At 63.0% G+C, this 19,012-nt stretch carries 12 protein-coding genes; 11 read left to right on the top strand and 1 reads right to left on the bottom strand.

Annotation, left to right across the window (positions count from 1 at the left end; all coding sequences use genetic code 11):
- Window positions 1–3: 3 nt before the first annotated feature.
- A complete protein-coding gene (locus ACN9MZ_RS28785) occupies window positions 4–1,008 on the bottom strand; it encodes an IS110 family transposase (RefSeq protein WP_426338545.1) in 1,005 nt (334 codons plus the stop codon).
- 368 nt (window positions 1,009–1,376) lie between these two features.
- Between ACN9MZ_RS28785 and astC the strand changes: the two genes are divergently transcribed.
- The 11 genes from astC to ACN9MZ_RS28730 all read left to right on the top strand — a co-directional run bounded on the left by astC (window position 1,377) and on the right by ACN9MZ_RS28730 (window position 19,008).
- Window positions 1,377–2,618 carry an acetylornithine/succinylornithine family transaminase gene (gene astC / locus ACN9MZ_RS28780; RefSeq protein ID WP_426340191.1) on the top strand — a complete coding sequence of 414 codons (1,242 nt, stop codon included), beginning with the start codon at window positions 1,377–1,379 and terminating at the stop codon, window positions 2,616–2,618.
- 123 nt (window positions 2,619–2,741) lie between these two features.
- Window positions 2,742–3,773 (top strand): arginine N-succinyltransferase, encoded by a 1,032-nt coding sequence (locus ACN9MZ_RS28775; RefSeq protein WP_426165912.1) that lies wholly within the window; start codon window positions 2,742–2,744, stop codon window positions 3,771–3,773.
- Window positions 3,774–3,787: 14 nt separating this feature from the next.
- Complete coding sequence (gene astA, locus ACN9MZ_RS28770) at window positions 3,788–4,840, top strand: arginine N-succinyltransferase (RefSeq protein ID WP_426340190.1); 1,053 nt, start codon at window positions 3,788–3,790, stop codon at window positions 4,838–4,840.
- Entirely contained in the window at window positions 4,833–6,302 is a 1,470-nt protein-coding gene (gene astD / locus ACN9MZ_RS28765; RefSeq protein WP_426340189.1) for a succinylglutamate-semialdehyde dehydrogenase, read from the top strand. The genes astA and astD overlap by 8 nt, the downstream gene beginning before the upstream one ends.
- Window positions 6,303–6,310: 8 nt before the next feature.
- Window positions 6,311–7,651: an N-succinylarginine dihydrolase gene (astB, locus tag ACN9MZ_RS28760; protein WP_426340188.1), complete on the top strand. Its 1,341-nt coding sequence runs from the start codon at window positions 6,311–6,313 to the stop codon at window positions 7,649–7,651.
- A 134-nt stretch (window positions 7,652–7,785) separates the two neighbouring features.
- A complete protein-coding gene (locus ACN9MZ_RS28755) occupies window positions 7,786–12,486 on the top strand; it encodes an NAD-glutamate dehydrogenase domain-containing protein (protein WP_426340187.1) in 4,701 nt (1,566 codons plus the stop codon).
- 96 nt (window positions 12,487–12,582) lie between these two features.
- Window positions 12,583–13,572, top strand: coding sequence for a succinylglutamate desuccinylase (locus tag ACN9MZ_RS28750; RefSeq protein ID WP_426340186.1), 990 nt, complete (start codon window positions 12,583–12,585; stop codon window positions 13,570–13,572).
- Window positions 13,573–13,618: 46 nt separating this feature from the next.
- Window positions 13,619–14,131 carry a DUF1993 domain-containing protein gene (locus ACN9MZ_RS28745; RefSeq protein WP_426336580.1) on the top strand — a complete coding sequence of 171 codons (513 nt, stop codon included), beginning with the start codon at window positions 13,619–13,621 and terminating at the stop codon, window positions 14,129–14,131.
- Window positions 14,132–14,346: 215 nt separating this feature from the next.
- Entirely contained in the window at window positions 14,347–15,462 is a 1,116-nt protein-coding gene (locus tag ACN9MZ_RS28740) for an NADH:flavin oxidoreductase/NADH oxidase (protein ID WP_426340185.1), read from the top strand.
- Between the two features lie 117 nt (window positions 15,463–15,579).
- Window positions 15,580–17,055, top strand: coding sequence for an APC family permease (locus ACN9MZ_RS28735; RefSeq protein WP_426340184.1), 1,476 nt, complete (start codon window positions 15,580–15,582; stop codon window positions 17,053–17,055).
- 3 nt (window positions 17,056–17,058) lie between these two features.
- On the top strand, window positions 17,059–19,008 hold the full coding sequence (locus ACN9MZ_RS28730) for a S9 family peptidase (protein WP_426340183.1): 1,950 nt from the start codon (window positions 17,059–17,061) through the stop codon (window positions 19,006–19,008).
- Window positions 19,009–19,012 lie beyond the last annotated feature (4 nt).

Here is a 19,012-nt window from a genome sequence, read left to right as displayed (position 1 = left end):
GGGTCAGATACCGTCTTGGACGGCAAGCCTTTTTTCCATGTATTTCGGGTCAAAGGGCTTGCCTGACTTAACTACCCCGTAAATCAAGTGCACTAACTTGCGCATAATTGCGCCGGCGACGGCCATTTTGGAGAGGCCGTTGGCCTCTAAACGTTGGCCAAACTGCTTCAGGATAGGGTTGTGACGTTTTGCAACGAGGCTTGGCAGGAATAAAGCTGCTCGCAGGTGTTTGTTCCCCATACGAGTCATCATTGTCCGGCCTCGTATTGAGGTTCCGGATTGTCGTTGCCTGGGTGTGACCCCGATGAACGCTGCAAGCGCCTTCGCATTTCCGAAGCGCCGAACATCCCCCACGTGGCCTAAGACCTTTACCGCTGTCGTACGGCCTAGCCCGGGAATGCTTTCAATGAGCTCTGCATCCTGTTTAAGCCCTGGATGGCGGTCAATGTGATCGTCGATATCCCGTGCTATTTGCGCAATTTGCGCATCCAGCCATTTGATATGAGCCTGGACATGAGGGATAACATCCTGTTGTTTGGCTGTTTCATGCGCTTCTAAACGATTCAACTCCTGCTGGCGCATATCTTGAAGTGCAGTCAGCCTGTTGCCCCAGGCCCGTAACTGGCGCTGTTCACGTGATGGCGCATCCCAAGATGGCGGCGCCATCGCTGCACAGTAGCGAGCAATTAATCCAGCATCAACTTGGTCGTTCTTGTTGCGGATATTCTCGCTGCTGCCAAAACTTTTGATGCAGTTCGGATTGACCAAGCTGACTTTAATCCCTTTGTCAAACCAATACAGGGCGATAGGTTCGCTATAGACGCCTGTCGACTCAAGGCAAATATGGGTTTCCAGCAGAGAAATCTTCTGCTTGTTCAGCCAGACTTCCAGCTCTGCGAATCCTTCTTGGGAGTTCGGAACTGCTTTCGCCTTGACTTTGCCATCAACTAGCAAGGCTACATCCAACTTACGCTTGCTGACATCAATCCCTACGACCGGCGTATTCATCTCGTCCACCTTTCTCGTATGCAGGCTTACCCAAGGGGCGACCTAAGATACCGTCCGGCGTCCAGATGAACAAGTGGGCAAGGTCACCTATCTGACCCACAAGCTCAATGGCTTCCACTCTGTTCGGTGAGACCTTGCCCCGCCGCCTTCAGAATCCTAATATCTTCTTCCAAAGGTGCAGATTCAATATACGAGGTCTGGCAATCCGCCACTTTTTCCGCAATGCGAAAAAAGTGGCGGATTGCCAGACCTGACCCCGACTTTCAAGCTGCTTGGACAATTTTGAAAATCCTTGTCGCAGATTCAAAAGAGTTTTAGCATCCCCGCTTTTACAATGCAGTACACCTTACCATTGATGGGGATTTGCCATGAACGCCAAGCTTGACTCGACTGTTACCACCCGCCCTGTAACCCGCGCCACTTTCGACGAGGTAATCGTCCCGACTTACGCACCTGCCCAGATGGTGCCAGTGCGAGCAGCGGGCCTGGACCTGTGGGACCAGAACGGCAAGCATTACCTGGATTTCACCTCCGGCATCGCCGTCGCCTCCCTGGGCCACTGCAACCCGGTCGTGGTGGAAGCCCTGACCCGCCAAGCCAACACCCTGTGGCACCTGGGCAATGGCTACACCAATGAGCCGGTGCTGCGCCTGGCCCTGGCCCTGACCGAAGCCACCTTCGCCGACCGCGCCTTCTTCTGCAACTCCGGCGCCGAAGCCAACGAAGCGGCCCTGAAGCTGGCCCGTAAAGTCGCCCACGCCAAGTTCGGCGACAAGAAGCCGCGCATCGTGTCCTGCCTGAACTCCTTCCACGGCCGTACCCTGTTCACCGTGTCCGTCGGCGGCCAGGCCAAGTACACCGAAGGTTTCGAGCCGCTGCCGCCATCGATCGACCACATCCCTTACAACGATATCGAAGCGGCCAAGGCTGCCATCGGCGACGACGTCTGCGCCGTGATCGTTGAGCCGGTGCAGGGCGAAGGCGGCGTGATGCCGGGCAATCCAGAATACCTGAAGACCCTGCGCGAGCTGTGCGACAAGGTCGGCGCCGTGCTGATCTTCGACGAAGTGCAGTGCGGCATGGGCCGTACCGGTTCCCTGTTCGCTTACCAGGGCTACGGCGTGACCCCGGACATCCTGACCTCGGCCAAGGCACTGGGCAACGGCTACCCGATCGGCGCCATGCTGACCACTGACGAACTGGCCAAGCACCTGGCAGTGGGCACCCACGGCACTACTTACGGCGGCAACCCGCTGGCTGCCACCGTGGCGCTGACCGTGCTGGAAACCATCAACCAGCCAGCCTTCCTGGCCCGCGTGAAAGAGGCTTCCGAGAAGCTGATCGGCAAGCTGGAAGGCCTGGTGCGCGATTTCCCTCAAGTGTTCTCCGCCGTGCGCGGCGCCGGCCTGCTGCTGGGCCTGGTTGTGGCCGAGCCGTTCAAGGGCCGTTCCAAGGATATCCAGCGCGCTGCTGAAGCGCAGGGCCTGATGATCCTGATCGCTGGTACCGACGTGGTGCGCCTGGCGCCGGCGCTGGTGGTGTCGGATGCGCAGATCGATGAAGCCGACCGCATCATTCGCCTGGCGATTGCTGAGCTGACCAAGACCTAAACCCGGTAAACCTGGGTACGACCCAAGGGTCGTACCCCTGACCCACAGCGGCCGCATATCTGGGTCAGACCCTTGGGTCTGACCCTGCCGTACCGGGTCTAGAAGAATAAAAGAGGAGCACCCATGTACGTAGTCCGTCCGGTAGAAACCGCCGACATCGCCGCCCTCGAATCACTGGCCGCGGTCAGCATGCCGGGTGTCCATACCCTGCCGAAGACGCGCGAAAAGATCGAGCAGGCAGTCGAGCGTTCCATCGCTTCCTTCTCCGCCCACGTCGACATCCCGAGCGAAGAGTCCTACATGTTCGTGATGGAGTCGCTGGCCGACAGGAAGATCGTCGGCACCGCCGCCATCCACGCCTCGGCAGGCTCGAACGGCACCTACTTCTCCTTCCGCAACGACGTCATCCAGCAAGTCTCGCGCGACTTGAACATCAGCCACAGCGTGCACGCGCTGACGCTGTGCTCCGAGCTGACCGCCTACTCGCAGCTGTCGGGCTTCTACGTCGACGCCAGCGTGGCGCAGCGTCCGGAAGCGGCCTTGCTGTCGCGCTCCCGCCTGCTGTACGCGGTGCAGGCGCCGCACCGTTTCGGCGACCGCTTCTTCGTGCCGCTGGCCGGACTGACCGATGAAAACGGCGGCTCGCCGTTCTGGGATGCGCTGGGCCGCAAGTTCTTCAAGATGGACTTCCTGGATGCCGAACGCGTGATCGGCGGCGCCCGTAACCGCACCCTGATCGTGGAGCTGATGCCGCACTACCCGGTGTATGTGCCGTTGCTGCCGGGCGATGCGCAAGCCGTGATGGGCCAGATCCACCCGAGCGGCGAACTGGCGTTCAATTTGCTGACTTCCGAAGGCTTCGAAGCCGACGAGTACATCGACATCTTCGACGGCGGTCCGATCCTGCAGGCGCACAAGCATGCGCTGCGTACCTTCACCACCTCGCTGCCGCGCCGCGTTGCCAGCGCCGAAGGCACGCAAGCCAGCGACGCGGTAGCGACTTACGCCGTGTCCACCGGCCCTGACCAGCGCTTCCGCGCGGTGACCATCAACTGCGCACCGCTGGAAAATACCGATACCGTCTGCCTGTCGAAGAACGCCCAGGACATCCTGCGCGTGGAAGAGGGCGACACCGTGACCTGCGTCCGCATTTAAGAACGAGAAAACCTATGCTAGTTGTACGCGCCATTAAAGCGAGTGACCTGGACGGATTGTTCAACCTGGCCAGCCAGGTTGGCACCGGCATGACCACGCTCAAGCCGGACATGAAGATGATGGGCGACCGCGTCGCCGTGGCGGTGGCGTCCTTTGCCGAAACCATCCCGCCGGAAGAACGCGACTACATGTTCGTGATGGAAGACACCGATAGCGGCCGCCTGGCCGGCGTGTGCGCCATCAAGGGCGCGGTCGGCCTGACCGAGCCTTTCTACAACTACCGCATCGGCACCCTGGTGCACTCCAGCCGCGAGCTGAACGTGTTCACCCGCATGGACACGCTGTACCTGTCCAACGACCTGACTGGCTGCTCCGAGCTGTGCTCCCTGTTCCTGCACCCGGACTACCGCCAGGGCAATAACGGCAAGCTGCTGTCCAAGTCGCGCTTCCTGTTCATCGCCCAGTTCCCGCACCTGTTCGAGCAGAAGATCATCGCCGAGATGCGCGGCTACCAGGCGGAAGACGGCAGCTCGCCGTTCTACGAAGGCTTGGGCCGCTACTTCTTCAAGATGGACTTCCACCATGTGGACGACCTGACCGCCCTGGGCAAGAAGTCTTTCATCGCCGAGCTGATGCCGCGCCAGCCGCTGTACGTCGATTACCTGCCGAAAGATGCGCAGGAAGCGATCGGCAAGGTTCACCAGGCTACCGCGCCTGCGCGCCGCCTGCTGGAGCAGGAGGGCCTGCACTACGAAGGCTACGTCGACATCTTCGACGCCGGCCCGGTGCTGCAAGCCCGCGTCTCCGAGCTGCGCGCCATGCGCGACAGCGAACTGGCATCCGTCACGCGCGATACCGATACCGCGCATGCCTGCGCGCTGCACACCACCGAACCCTACCTGGTGTCGAACACCGTCATGCAGGACTTCCGCATGATCCTGACCGACGCCAACCCATCCGACGGCGGCATTGACCTGTCGTCCGAGGAACAAGCACTGCTGCATTGCCATGCCGGCGACACTGTGCGCACCCTGTCTCTCAACGTGAGGAAGAACCAGAATGTCTGAACTGAGCAATTTCATCAACGGCCAATGGAAAGCTGGCCACGGCGAGACCATCGTGACCACCAATCCGGCCACCGGCAAGCACATTTACTCGTCGCAGGAATCCACTGCCGATGACGTGGCGGAAGCTGCGCATGCTGCGCGTGCCGCCTTTGAAGCCTGGGCCTACCGCCCGCTGGAAGAACGCATCGCCATCGTCACCAAATTCCGCGACCTGCTGAAGGAAAACGCGGAAGACCTGGCGCAGACCATTTCCGAAGAAGTCGGCAAGCCGCTGTGGGAAGCGCGCACCGAAGTGACCACCATGGCCAACAAGGTGGACATCTCGATCACTTCCTACGGCAACCGCACCGGCGAATCGCGCAACAAGGTTGCCGATGGCGAAGCTGTGCTGCGCCACCGTCCGCACGGCGTATTTGGCGTGTTCGGCCCTTACAACTTCCCGGGCCACCTGCCGAACGGCCACATCGTGCCTGCGCTGATCGCCGGTAACACCGTGGTGTTCAAGCCGAGCGAGTACGCACCGCGCACCGCCATCAAGACCGTGGCGCTGTGGGAAAAGGCTGGCGTGCCTGCGGGGGTGATCAACCTGGTCAACGGCGGCCGCGAAACCGGCATCGCGCTGGGCCAGAATGCGGAAATCGACGGCGTGCTGTTCACCGGCTCCAGCCAGACCGGCGCGGCGCTGCACAAGCAGTTCGGCGGCCAGCCAGGCAAGCTGCTGGCGCTGGAGATGGGCGGCAACAATCCTCTGATTGTGTGGAACCCGACCGATATCGACGCGGCTGTGTTCATGGCGATTTCGTCTTCCTTCATCTCCGCCGGCCAGCGCTGCACCTGCGCGCGCCGCGTGATCGTGCAGAAGGGCGAGCAGGGCGATGCCTTCGTCAAGCGTTTCGTGGAAGTGGCGTCCAAGCTGGGCGTAGGCGCTCCGGCTGCTGAACCGGCGCCGTTCATGGGGCCTGTGGTTTCCGCCGCGGTGGCTGAAAAGCTGGTGCAGGCGCAGGCCGACATGGTGGCCAAGGGCGGCAAGATGCTGCTGGAAATGCGCCAGCTGGAGCCGGGCACCGGCTTCGTTTCCGCCGGCATCGTGGACACCACCGACGCGCAAGGCATTCCTGACGAAGAATGGTTCGGACCACTGGCCCAGATCATCCGCGTCGACGATTTCGACGCCGCGATCCGCGCCGCCAACAATACCGGTTACGGCCTGGCTGCGGCCCTGCTGTCGACCGACGAATCGCTGTGGCAGAAGTTCCAGGTCCGCGCCCGCGCCGGCATCGTGAACTGGAACCGCCCGACCACCGGTGCGGCCAGCTCGGCGCCGTTCGGCGGCGTCGGCAAGTCCGGCAACCATCGTCCTAGCGCATACTATGCGGCGGACTACTGCGCCTACCCGGTCGCTTCGATCGAGAACGGCGCCCTTGAAATGCCTGCCAAGCTGTCGCCTGGCATGAACTTCTGAGGATGGCCATGCCTACTGCACGCGAATACAACTTCGACGGCCTGGTTGGCCCGTCGCACAACTATGCGGGACTGTCGTTCGGTAACGTCGCTTCGTTCAACAACGTCAAGAGCGCGTCCAATCCGAAGCAGGCTGCCTTGCAGGGCTTGGCCAAAATGCGCGAGCTGGCCAGCCGCGGTTTCGCGCAGGCGCTTCTGCCACCGCAGGACCGCCCGAATTTCCGATTGCTGCGCAGCCTGGGATACAGCGGTACCGACGCCGAAGTGATCGCACAGGCGTACAACGATTCGCCGGTGGTGCTGGCTTGCGCCTATTCGGCCTCGCCGATGTGGACGGCCAACGCCGCCACTGTCAGCCCGTCGGCCGACACGCGTGATGGCCGCGTGCACTTCACCGCTGCAAACCTGAATAACAAGCTGCACCGCGCGTTCGAGCACGTGCAGTCGGCTCGCGCCCTGCGCGCCATCTTCAAGGACGAACGCTTCTTCGCCGTGCACGACGCATTGCCTGGTACGCCGGCCTTCGGCGATGAAGGCGCGGCCAACCATACCCGCCTGTGCGACCAGCATGGCAATCGGGCCGTGGAACTGTTCGTGTACGGCCGCGTGGAGTTCGATCCGAGCGCGCCGGCGCCGAAGAAATTCCCGGCCCGCCATACGCTGGAAGCATCGAAGGCTGTGGCACGCCTGCATGGCCTCGATCCAGCGCGCTGCGTGTTCGTGCAGCAGAATCCGGACGTAATCGACCAGGGCGTGTTTCACAACGACGTGATCGCCGTGGGCAATGGCAATGTGCTGTTCTACCACGAGCAGGCGTTTGCAGACGAGCAGGGCGCGCTGGCTTCGATCCGTGCTGCGATGCAGGACGTGGGCGCCGAGCTGGTGGCGATCCGCGTGCCGACGGCCGAAGTGTCGGTGGCCGATGCGGTTTCTTCCTACCTGTTCAACACGCAGCTGCTGTCCAAGCCTGATGGCAAGATGGCCCTGGTGACGCCGCATGAGTGCCAGGAGATTCCAGCCGTGGCGGCCTTCCTGGAAAAGCTGGTCGCTTCCGGCGGCCCGGTCGATGAGCTGATCCACTTCGACCTGCGCCAGTCGATGCGCAACGGCGGCGGACCGGCTTGCCTGCGCTTGCGCGTGGCGTTGACCGAGGCAGAGGCAGCGGCCATGCACCAGGGTGTGATCATGACCGAAACGCTGTACCATAGCCTGGTCGCGTGGGTAGAGAAGCACTACCGCGACCATCTGGAACCGAAAGATTTGGCAGATCCGCAATTGGCTGTAGAAGTGCACACCGCATTGAAAGAGCTGGAACAGATCCTGGGCCTACCCGGCCTGTACGATCTGTAAAACCGGTAAATCTGGGTCTGACCCAAGGGTCAGACCCGCTACGCGGCGGCCGCGTATGCGGGTCCGACCCTTGGGTCGTACCCGGGTTTACCGGTTTGGAAAAGAAGATACCCACAACGTATTTGGAGAAGCAGATGAAACAAATGCCACAAGAGTTGCGCAAGCAAACGCTCGAACTGGTCAAGGCCAGCGGCCCGATCGCCCAACTGATCGAAGCCTGGCTCGGCTCCCTGGACGACGAAGACCTGGCCGACCTGTCCCCCGGCAGCCTGGCGCCGGTCCTTGTGGAAGGTTTCACCCAGCTTGCCAAGCGCACCGCTTCCGGCTGCCAGATCGCCAAACTCCAATACGAAGAAGCGCGCGGTGGCCACGCCACCGCACTGCTGATCGTCAACGACGATATGCCATACCTGGTCGACTCCATCGTGATCGCCATGCGCAAGCTACGCGTCGGTTCCAACGGCGTGCTGAACGCCGTGCTGCCGGTGCGACGCAGCGCCGATGGCAGCGTGGAAGCAGTGGGCCAGAAAGGCGACAAGCTCGAATCGATGGTCCTGTGCCTGCTGTCCGAAAAACTGGAAGACGGCGCACTGAAAGAACTGACTGACCGCATCGACATGGTGGCGCGCGACGCTGCAGTCGTGAAACGCGACCAGGCTGCGATGAAAGACCGCTTCAGCGCTGTAGCTACCGACTCCGCCGGCCACGGCGAAGAGGGCCAGGAGGTAGCGGCCTTCCTGCAATGGGCGCGCGACGAAGGCTTCGAAGTGCACGGCTACGCCTACTACCAGGTCAAGCCTGGCGCACGCGAACTTGAGCGCGACATCCCCAGCCGCATCGGCGTGCTGCAAGACACCTCGCACCCGATCTACGGCACCTGCCTGGCCAACATCCCTGGCGACTTCGACACCCTGTCCAAGCGCGGCCACACGCTGTCGATCGTGAAGGCCGACGTGGGCGGCACGCTGCACCGCGACCAGTCGCTGGACTTCATCGGCGTGCGCCACACCGACGGCAAGGGCGCCATCCTGGGCGAGCATTGCTTCGTCGGCCTGTTCACCCGCGCCGCCAACCTGACGCCGCTGGCCCGCCTGCCGTTCGCGCGCGGCCGCATCGCGCAAGTGCTGAAGATCGCCGGCGTGCGCGAGACCGGTTTCCGCGCCGAGAAATTCATTGAGATCCTGGAATCGCTGCCGCGCACCGAAGCGCTGGAAGCGGAACCGGAATGGCTGGCCGAAGTATGCGGCGCAGTGGTGTCGCTGTACAAGCAGCCGCGCGCCAAGGTATTCGCCCGCCGCGACGTTTACGCCCGCCATCTGAACGTGCTGGTCTACCTGCCGCGCGAACGCTACTCCGCTTCCGTGGCGCACGCGCTGGCGCGCGCCCTGCAGGAAAGCTCCGGCGCCACCCATGTCAGCTCGCAAACCCTGGTGTCGGACGGTCCGCTGGCCCGCCTGTACCTGATCGCCCACGCAGCGCGCTATCCGCTGGACCTGGAAAGCGATATCCAGCGGCCGCTGCTGACGGTGCTGGACGGCTGGCATGACCAGTTCTCCGAGCTGGCCGACAAGGTCGGCGAAGAGCCGCTGCGCAACAGCCTGCGCAAGCTGTGCTCCACCCTGCCGGTCGACTACGTGGCTGCAACGCCGCCGGCCGTCGCCTTCCACGACCTGGACAAGATCCTGCGCAATGGCGTGGACGAGCGCGTCGCCGTGCGCGTCGAACTGCCTTCCGAAGGCAATGCCGCCACTACCATCCGCCTGTATTCGGTGGACGGCGTTCCGGCCCTGTCCTCGATCCTGCCAGCGCTGCACAACGCCGGCGTGGCGATCGAGCGTGAATCCGCGCACACCATCCGCACCGCGGACGGCAAGAAACACTACGTAACCAGCCTGGCCGTCGACGCGCAAAGCGCGCTCGAACTATCCCGCCCTGGCGTGGTGCAGGTGGCGGAAGACCTGTTCAATGCCCTGTTCAACAATGAAGCCGAAGACGGCCGCCTGAATGGCCTGGTTGTCGAAGGCGGGCTGCGCCTGCGTGAAGTACAGCTGGTGCGCGCTTACATGAGCTACTGGCGCCAGGCCGGCACCCAGTTCACCGTGCGCTACATGGCGGAGATCCTGCGCCGCCATCCAGCGCTGGTGAAAGAACTGGTCGACGCATGGAAAGAGCGCTTCGATCCGGCACTGCCCGAGGCCATCCGCACCGCCGCCAAGGACAAGCTGCTGGCCATCAAGGGCCGCCTGTCCTCGATCAACCACGCCGACTCCGAAGTGATCTTTGCGGCCATGATCGACCTGATGCTGGCGACCCTGCGCACCAACTACTTCCAGAATGCCGGCCAGGGCGACAAGATCATCTTCAAGTTCGACACCAGCAGCCTGCACCTGGTTCCGGAACCGCGTCCGTTCCGCGAGATCTACGTGTTCTCGCGCCGCTTTGAAGGCGTGCACCTGCGCGGTGGCCCGGTCGCGCGCGGCGGCCTGCGCTGGTCCGACCGCATGGAAGACTACCGCACCGAGGTGCTGGGCCTGGTGAAAGCGCAGATGGTGAAAAACGCCGTGATCGTTCCTGCCGGCGCCAAGGGCGGCTTCGTCTGCAAGCAGATGCCGAAAGACGCGCCGCGCGACGTGGTGGCCGCGGAAGGCGAAGCAGTGTATCGCCTGTTCATCGCCAGCCTGCTGGAAATGACCGACAACCGCGTGCTGGGCAAGATCGTTCCGCCTGAGGACACCGTCCGCTACGACAACGACGACCCATACCTGGTGGTAGCTGCCGACAAGGGCACTGCCACCTTCTCCGACATCGCCAACAGCATCGCTGTAAAGCGCGGCTTCTGGCTGGGTGACGCGTTTGCGTCCGGCGGCTCCAACGGCTACGATCACAAGAAGATGGGCATTACCGCCAAAGGCGCGTTCGAAGCGGTCAAGCGCCACTTCTACGAGATGGGCCACGACATGAACACCACCCCGTTCACCGTGGTGGGCGTGGGCGACATGTCGGGCGACGTGTTCGGCAACGGCGTGCTGCTGTCGCATCAGATCAAGCTGCTGGCGGCGTTCGACCACCGCCACATCTTCCTCGACCCGAATCCGGATACCGCAAAGTCCTTCGCTGAACGCCAGCGCATGTTCGCGCTGCCGCGCTCCTCGTGGGAAGACTACAACAAGGACCTGATCTCGAAAGGCGGCGGCGTGTTCCCACGTACGGCCCGTACCATCGAACTGTCGCCCGAAGTGCGCGCCGCGCTGGACATCCAGGAAAGCTCGCTGACGCCGGAAGAGTTGATGCACCGCATCCTGCTGGCCCCAGTGGACCTGTTCTACAACGGCGGCATCGGTACCTACATCAAGTCCTCGACCGAAACCCACGCGCAGGTGAAGGATCGCGCCAACGACAATATCCGCGTCAGCGGCAATGAATTGCGCTGCAAGGTCGTGGCGGAAGGCGGCAACCTGGGTGCGACCCAGGCCGGCCGTATCGAATTCGCCCTGGCCGGCGGCCGCATCTTCACCGATGCGATCGACAACTCGGCCGGCGTGGATTGCTCCGACCACGAAGTGAACTGCAAGATGTGGCTGGACGTGGAAGTCAACGCCGGCCAGACCAGCGAGGCAGACCGCAACCAACTGCTGAACGACATGACCATGGAAGTGGAACGCCTGGTCCTGCGCGACAACACCCAGCAAACCCGGTTGCTGGTGCGCGAATTCCAGGCCCAGTCGGAAGCCCATGTGCAGGACGGCTACGCCGACCTGATCGCCGACCTGGAAGAAGAGGGCGCGCTGTCGCGCGAACTGGAGCACCTGCCAAGCGTGGCCGAACTGGCGCGCCGCAAGGCCGATGGCCGCGGCCTGACCACGCCGGAACTGGCGGTAGTCGTCGCCAACGTGAAGAACCGCTACAAGCGATTGCTGTCGGCCATGCCGCTGACGGACGAGAGCTGGGCGGAGAAGGTGCTGCGTCCTTATTTCCCTGAGCAACTGGTGGCGACCCGCCCACCGCTGAACCATCCGCTGTCCAATGCCATCCTGGCGACTGTGCTGGCGAATGAAGTGGTGAACCGTTGCGGCCCATTGATGATCCGCGACCTGGCCGCTGCCAACAACTGCAGCGAGCAGGACGTGATCCTGGCGTGGGGGCAGGCATGGTCGGCGCTGGACCTGGCGCCGGTCTTCGACGATCTGGATGCGGATGCACTGAACGTGCCGCGCAACGTGGCGATGCGCGTCGATCTACGCACCCGCGCCATGCTGAAGGCTGTGATGGAAGGCGTGTTGGGCGTGCCGAAGGACCAGTTGCGCGGCGCCGGCATCGCCGAGCTGACCAAGCTGTTTGCCGATCCAGCCACCGTGCGCAAGATGGCGGCCGACGTGCAGTCGGAAGCGGCAACGCACAGCGGCCTGCGCGCGGAGTTCGTGCAGGCGTGGAATGCCGTTGATGCGCTGGAAGGCGTGGCGGCGTTTGTCTTCGCTGCGCTGTCGGTCAAGCGTCCTGCGGGCATGGACCTGCCGGGCTTCCTGGCGGTTGGCCTGGCGCTGCGTTCGCAGGCGGGCATCGATACGCTGGAGCGCGGCCTGAAGCTGCCGGCTGTTTCGAAGTCGCAGGAACACCTGCGCAGCTATGCGCAGCAGGCCTTGCGCCGCACGCAGCAGAAGTTGCTGTCGCAGGTGCTGGCACGCGCCACCAACGGACATGATGCGGTCGAGGCGGTGGAGCTGGTGACTTGCACGCTGGGCTTGTCCGGCTACGCTGCATCGGCAGATCTGGAACAGGCAATGCTGGATGTGTGGGCGTTGTCGGAAGCCGTCAACGCTGTCGCCATGGCGGCCTGAAACCGATCCGCAGCCGCCGCGTAACAGGGTCAGACCCGTGGGTCTGACCCAGGTTTACCGGGGTTGGCGGAGCAGAAAGTAAAACAGCAACAAAGAATGGCAGATAACCAAACCTTACCCCCCGCAGTCCGCGCCCTCGCTGAAGCAGACTTCAGCGCGGTTGCACGCAATTTCGAACAGGCCGGCTTCGCGGTTGCCCAACCCGCCGACGGCATCCTCACGATACGCAGTAAGCAGTCCGCCCGCCCCGCCGTCCTGCTCTCAGTCGGCGTGCACGGCGACGAAACCGGCCCGATCGAGCTGGTCGCCTACCTGCTCGACGCCCTGGCGCAAGAACCGCAAGCGCTGCAAGTCGACTTGATGCTCTGCGTCGGAAACATCGGCGCCATCCGCCAGGCCAAGCGCTTTATCGACGCGGACCTGAACCGCATGTTCCGCACCGAACGCGGCACCCTGGCCGGTACCGCCGAAGCCGCCCGTGCCGACGTCATGATCGCCGCCACGACCGGGTTCTTCGCCGGCGCCGGCCAGGAGCGCTGGCACCTCGACCTGCACACGGCCATCCGCCCGAGCGTCTACCCAACCTTCGCCATCGTCCCCGACCTGATTGCGGACGTCGCCAAGCAGCAGCTGATCGGCTGGCTGGGCGAAGCCGCCATCGGCGCCATCATCATGAACCCGTCGTCGGCAGGCACCTACAGCTACTACAGCGCCGAGCACCACGCCGCCGCCGGCACCACGATTGAGCTGGGCCGCATTGGCACCCTGGGCCAGAATGACCTCACGCAGTTCGAAGACGCCAAGCTGGCACTGGACCGCCTGCTGCGCGGCAAGGCGCCGCTGCACGTCGCCAGCGAACCGCAGGTCTTCAAGGTGGCCCAGAACATTATCAAACTGAGCGACAACTTCAAAATGGCCTTCGGCAAAGAGACGCAGAATTTCACCGCGCTGAAGAAGGGCGATGAAATTGCCCGCGACGGCGATACCGTCTACACCGTGCAGCACGACGAAGAGCTGGTGGTATTCCCCAACCCTGACGTCTGCATCGGCCTGCGGGCCGGAATGATGGTCACGCGCGTGAATTGATGGATTGCGCTACACTTTCCGGACACTCAACGGAAAGGAGTAGCGCATGTCGCTGTCCATGTATAAAGTTTCCGCGCCCGTTTTCGTGCGCGGCCTGAACGTGATGGCAAGCCTGCTGCGCAAGGCGCAAGCCCACGCGGAGGAAACCGGCAAAGTCCCGGAAACGCTATTGTCGGCCCGACTGGCCGACGACATGCTGCCACTGACCGCCCAGGTGCAGCGCGCCAGCGATACCAGCAAACTCTCCATCGAACGCCTGAGCGGCATCGCTGCGCCGAAATTCCCCGACAACGAAGCCAGCTTCGAGCAGCTGCAGCAGCGCATCGCGAACACGATCGCTTACATCGAAAGCGTGGGGGAGGAGCATTTCGCGAACAGCGAAACGCGCGAGGTGGCACTAAGTTTCGGCAGCTTCAAGCCAACTTTTACTGGCGAGAGCTATCTGCTGACTTTCGCGCTGCCGAATTTTTACTTCCATGTCGTGACGCTGCACGACATCTTGCGGAACCAGGGCGTCAAGATCGGCAAGATCGATTACCTGGGCCCTTACGAAGGTTAGAGGCTGACGTGCAGGGCGTAGGTTGCAGCCATGGTCAGCAGGAGCACGCTCACTGAAATCGCCTTCATCGGATTGAAGCGGGTCGAAACGGTCGGGATTTTTCGGTACATGGCTGGCTCCTTCTCAGTAGCGGTTTTGCATGCTTCGCAGCTTATCAATGCATGCCGCGCCGAGCTAGGCGCAAGCCTGTATCAATAGTAAGTACTTGTAACTTTATGAGCCATCTGTTCTCTCCTTATGCTCTGGGCCCGGTGGACCTGGCGAACCGCATCGCCATCGCACCCATGTGCCAATACTCCGCCAACGATGGCCTTGCGACCGATTGGCACATGATCCATTACGGCCACCTGGCGCTGTCCGGCGCCGGTTTGCTGATCCTGGAAGCGACAGCCATCTCGCCGGAAGGCCGCATCTCGCCGGCCGACCTGGGGCTCTGGTCGGACGAGCACCAGCGCGCGCTTGCGCCCATCGTGCAGGTGATTCGCCGCCATTCGCCGATCAAACTGGCCGTGCAGCTTGCGCATGCGGGCCGCAAGGCCTCCAGTGCGCCGCCGTTCGAAGGCGGGCAGGCCCTGGCGCCGGGGCAGGGCGGCGGCTGGCAGACGGTTGCGCCTTCCGCGCTGCCGCATGCGGCTACCGATCCTGCGCCGCTGGCACTCGATCAAGCGGGCCTGGCCAAGGTCAAGGCCGATTTCGTGGATTCCGCGCTGCGCGTGCATGCTCTCGGCATCGAGGCGATCGAACTGCACGGCGCCCACGGCTACCTGCTGCACCAGTTCCTGTCGCCGCTGGCCAACCAGCGCAGCGACCAGTACGGCGGTACGCTGGAAAACCGCATGCGCTTCCCGCTGGAGGTGTTCGACGCCGTGCGCGCCGCCGTGCCACGCGAAGTGGCGATCGGCATGCGCGTTTCGGCCTCGGACTGGGCCGCAGGCGGTTGGGACATCGAACAGTGCGTAGCGCTGGCGCATCAGTTGAAACGGCGCGGTGCCGACTTTATCCACGTCTCCAGCGGCGGCGTTTCGCCGTTGCAGCAGATCCCGCTCGGTCCCGGCTACCAGGTTCATTTTGCGCAGCGCATCAAGGCTGAAACGGGCATGCCAACCATTGGCGTGGGCCTGATCACCGAGCCGTTGCACGCCGAAGCGATCGTCGCCAACAACCAGGCAGACATGGTGGGCCTGGCGCGCGCCATGCTGTACAACCCGCGCTGGCCATGGCATGCGGCGGCCGCCCTGGGCGCCCAGGTTGCTGCACCGCCGCAGTACTGGCGCTCGCAGCCTCGGGAATTGACAAAGCTGTTCGGCGAAACACGCCTCGGGCAGCGTTAAAACACGCGGCTCCGTGGGGCGCCCGCCACGGTTGCCATTCCGGCATCAAAATCCTTTAGGTACAGCAACTGCGAGGTCTTATAATCGTGGGGTTTTTTTGTCCTGAAGGATATGCCTGTGAATCAATCGCTGGTCCAGAAGCTGACCCGTACCAAGCCGGCCCCGGTGGAGTCGGATGCCGGCACGAGCCTGCACGGGGAGGGCCTTAGCCGCTCCATCGGGCTGTTTTCGCTGACGATGATCGGCGTAGGCGCCACGATCGGCACCGGTATTTTCTTCACCATGGTCGAAGCGGTGCCGAAGGCCGGTCCTTCCGTGGTGCTGTCCTTCCTGCTGGCGGCGCTGACCGCCGGACTGACTGCGCTGTGCTACGCCGAGCTTTCGTTCCGCGTGCCGGCAGCCGGTTCGGCCTATTCCTTCGCCTACCGCACGCTGGGCGAATTCATGGCCTTCATCGTTGCCTTCTGCCTGCTGCTCGAATACGGGCTTGCCGCCAGTGCCACCGCGATCGGCTGGTCGGATTACCTGAATAACTTCCTGGTCAACGCCTTCCATTGGCAGATCCCGGAAAACCTGCGCACGCCGATGATCGTCTCGACCCCGAACGGCACGGTGTGGCACATGGACCATTTCAACTTGCCGCCGGTGATCCTGGTGGCGCTGTGCTGTTTCCTGCTGGTGCGCGGCGCCAAGGAATCGGCCACCGCCAATGCGATCATGGTGATGATCAAGCTGGCAATCCTGATCTTCTTCTGCGCCGTCGCCTTCACCGGCTTTGACACCGCGAACTTCACGCCGTTCATCAAGCACACGCCTGGCGAATGGGTACCGGGCGCCAGCGGCATCGCCGCCGCTGCGGGCACTGTATTTTTCTCCTTTATCGGCCTCGATACCATTGCCACCGCCGGCGAAGAAGTGCGCAACCCCAAGCGCAACGTCCCGATCGGCATCATCGCCGCGCTGCTGCTGGTGACCGTGTTCTACATGCTGGTCGCCATGGCCGCCATGGGCGCCCAGCCGGCGCATTTGTTCGAAGGCCAGGCCGCCGGCCTGTCCGTGATCCTGCAAAACGTGACCGGGAAGGCCTGGCCTGCGCTGATCCTGTCGGCCGGCGCCGTGATCTCGGTCTTCTCCGTGACCCTGGTCACGATCTACGGCCAGACCCGCATCCTGTATGCGATCGCCAAGGATGGCCTGGTGCCAAAGGCTTTCCAAAGCGTGAATCCAAAGTCCCATTCGCCTGTTGCCAATACGCTGATCGTCAGCGTGGTGGTTGGCATCGTCGCTGGCCTCGTCGATTCCACCTTCCTGTGGGACATGGTATCGATGGGCACCCTGACTGCCTTTATCGTGGTATCGATTGCGGTGCCGGTGCTGCGTTCGCAGGAGCGCGCAGCTGGCACATACAAGAAGGGCGGTTTCCGCGTGCCTTTCGGCTCGTATTTCGTGCCGGGCCTGAGTATCCTGGCCTGCGGCTACCTGATGATCAACCTGTCGCACGCCACCAAGATGATTTTCACTATCTGGATGGTCGTTGCGGTGCTAACCTACTTCATCTACGGAATCCGGAACTCCAGGCTTAACAAGGTATAAACAATGCAGGTCAAAGCCATCGCCCACACAGCATTCCTGGCTACGGCCATAATCTCTGGGGCGGTTGCCCAGGCGGGGTCTCCGGGCTCCGCCCTCCGCGACTACCGCTCGGTCGCGATTTCCCCAGCCGGCGACCGCGTGGTGTCGCTGGAATCCATCGACACCGGCAACGGCAAGCGCCCGCATCCCACCGTGGTCGTTCGCAATGCCGCGACCGGCGCCATCGCCGCCGAATTCGATCCTTGCTCCACATGTAGTTATGACAAGCCGTCCTGGTCGCCGGACGGCAAGGCGCTGGCCTTCGTCGCCAGCGACAAGCGGGCCTCGTCGGCATGGCTGTACATCGCAACCGGCGGCAAGGCGCGAGCACTGGCTTCCGTGCAAGGTGTCGCCAGCACCGCGCGCTGGTCGCCGGACGGACGTATGCTGTCGCTGCTGGCCACCATCGGCGCGAAAAAGGAAACCGGCGCGACGGCTGCCGGCGCGCGCCTGGTAGGCGAGATCGGCGCAGAGGAAGATGCGCAGCGCATCGCCACCATTCCGGCCGCTGGCGGCACGCTCAAGCTGGTGTCGCCTGCCGATACCTTCATCTACGAATACGACTGGACGCCGGACGGCAAGGGCTTCATTGCCAGCAGCGCCAAAGGCAATGGAGACAACAACTGGTGGGTGGCCAAGCTTTCTCACATTGATGCTGCCAGCGGCGCACTGCGCATCGTGGCCAGCCCTGCCACGCAGCTGAACATGCCGCGGGTCTCGCCCGATGGCCGCACCGTGGCCTTCATAGGCGGCTTGATGAGCGACTTCGGTTCTGTGGGCGGCGACGTCTACACGGTGCCGCTGGCGGGCGGCGAGCCGGTCAACCTGACGCCTGGCTTCAAAGGCACCTTCAATTCGCTCGCATGGCGCGGCAAGGACTTGCTGGCCAATGCCCTGATGGGCGAGAAGTCGACCGTGCTGTCCTTGGATCTACAGGGCCACAGCACGATCCTGCGCTCCGTCGCCGCGTCGACCGGCGCAGGCGACGGGCGCATGTCGTTCAGCGACGACGGCAGCAAGGCCGCCGCACTGCAGGAAGACTTCGAGCACGCCCCCGCCATCTTGGCCGGCCCGGTTGGCGCCATGCGCGCGATCACCGACGACAATGCCCACCTGGCGCCGCAAGTCGCGGTACAGAATATCAGTTGGAAGAACGAAGGCTTTAACGTACAGGGCTGGCTGATCGGTCCCCGCACCACGGTGCCGGGAAAGAAATATCCGATGATCGTGCAGGTGCACGGCGGTCCTGCTGCCGCGGCATCGCCGCGCTACATATCGCCGGGCGAGCAGGGCAACCCGCTGCTGCGCGAACTGGTGGAAAAGGGCTATTTCGTCTTCCTGCCCAATCCGCGCGGCAGCTTCGGCCAGGGCCAGGACTTCGCCCGCGCCAATCGCCGCGACTTTGGCGGCGGCGACCTGCGCGACATCCTGGCCGGCATCGACGCCGCGGCGGATGCTGCACCGGTCGATACCAATCGCATGGGTCTCATGGGTCACTCCTACGGCGGCTTCATGACCATGTGGGGAGTGACGCATTCGCAGCGTTTCAAGGCCGCCATTGCCGGTGCCGGCATCGCGAACTGGATCTCCTACTACGGACAGAACGGCATCGATCAGTGGATGATTCCATTCTTCGGAGCTTCCGCTTACGACGACCCGGCGATCTACCGCCAATTGTCGCCGATCGAGTCGATCAAGGTGGCGCGCACCCCAACGCTGGTGTACGTCGGAGAACGCGATGTCGAATGTCCGCCCATGCAGTCGATGGAGTTCTGGCATGGCCTGAAGGCGATGGGCGTGGCGACCTCGCTGGTGATCTACGAGGGCGAAGGCCACAGCATCCGCGAGCCGGAGCACCAGCAGGACCTGCGCAAGCGCACCATCGAATGGTTTGGACGTTACCTGGGCGAGTAAGTAA

This window comes from Pseudoduganella sp. S-14, assembly GCF_049913285.1.
Classification (GTDB): Bacteria; Pseudomonadota; Gammaproteobacteria; order Burkholderiales; family Burkholderiaceae_D; genus Rugamonas.
Note: the sequence above shows the minus strand (reverse complement) of the source record. Positions and strands in the feature narration are given on the sequence as shown.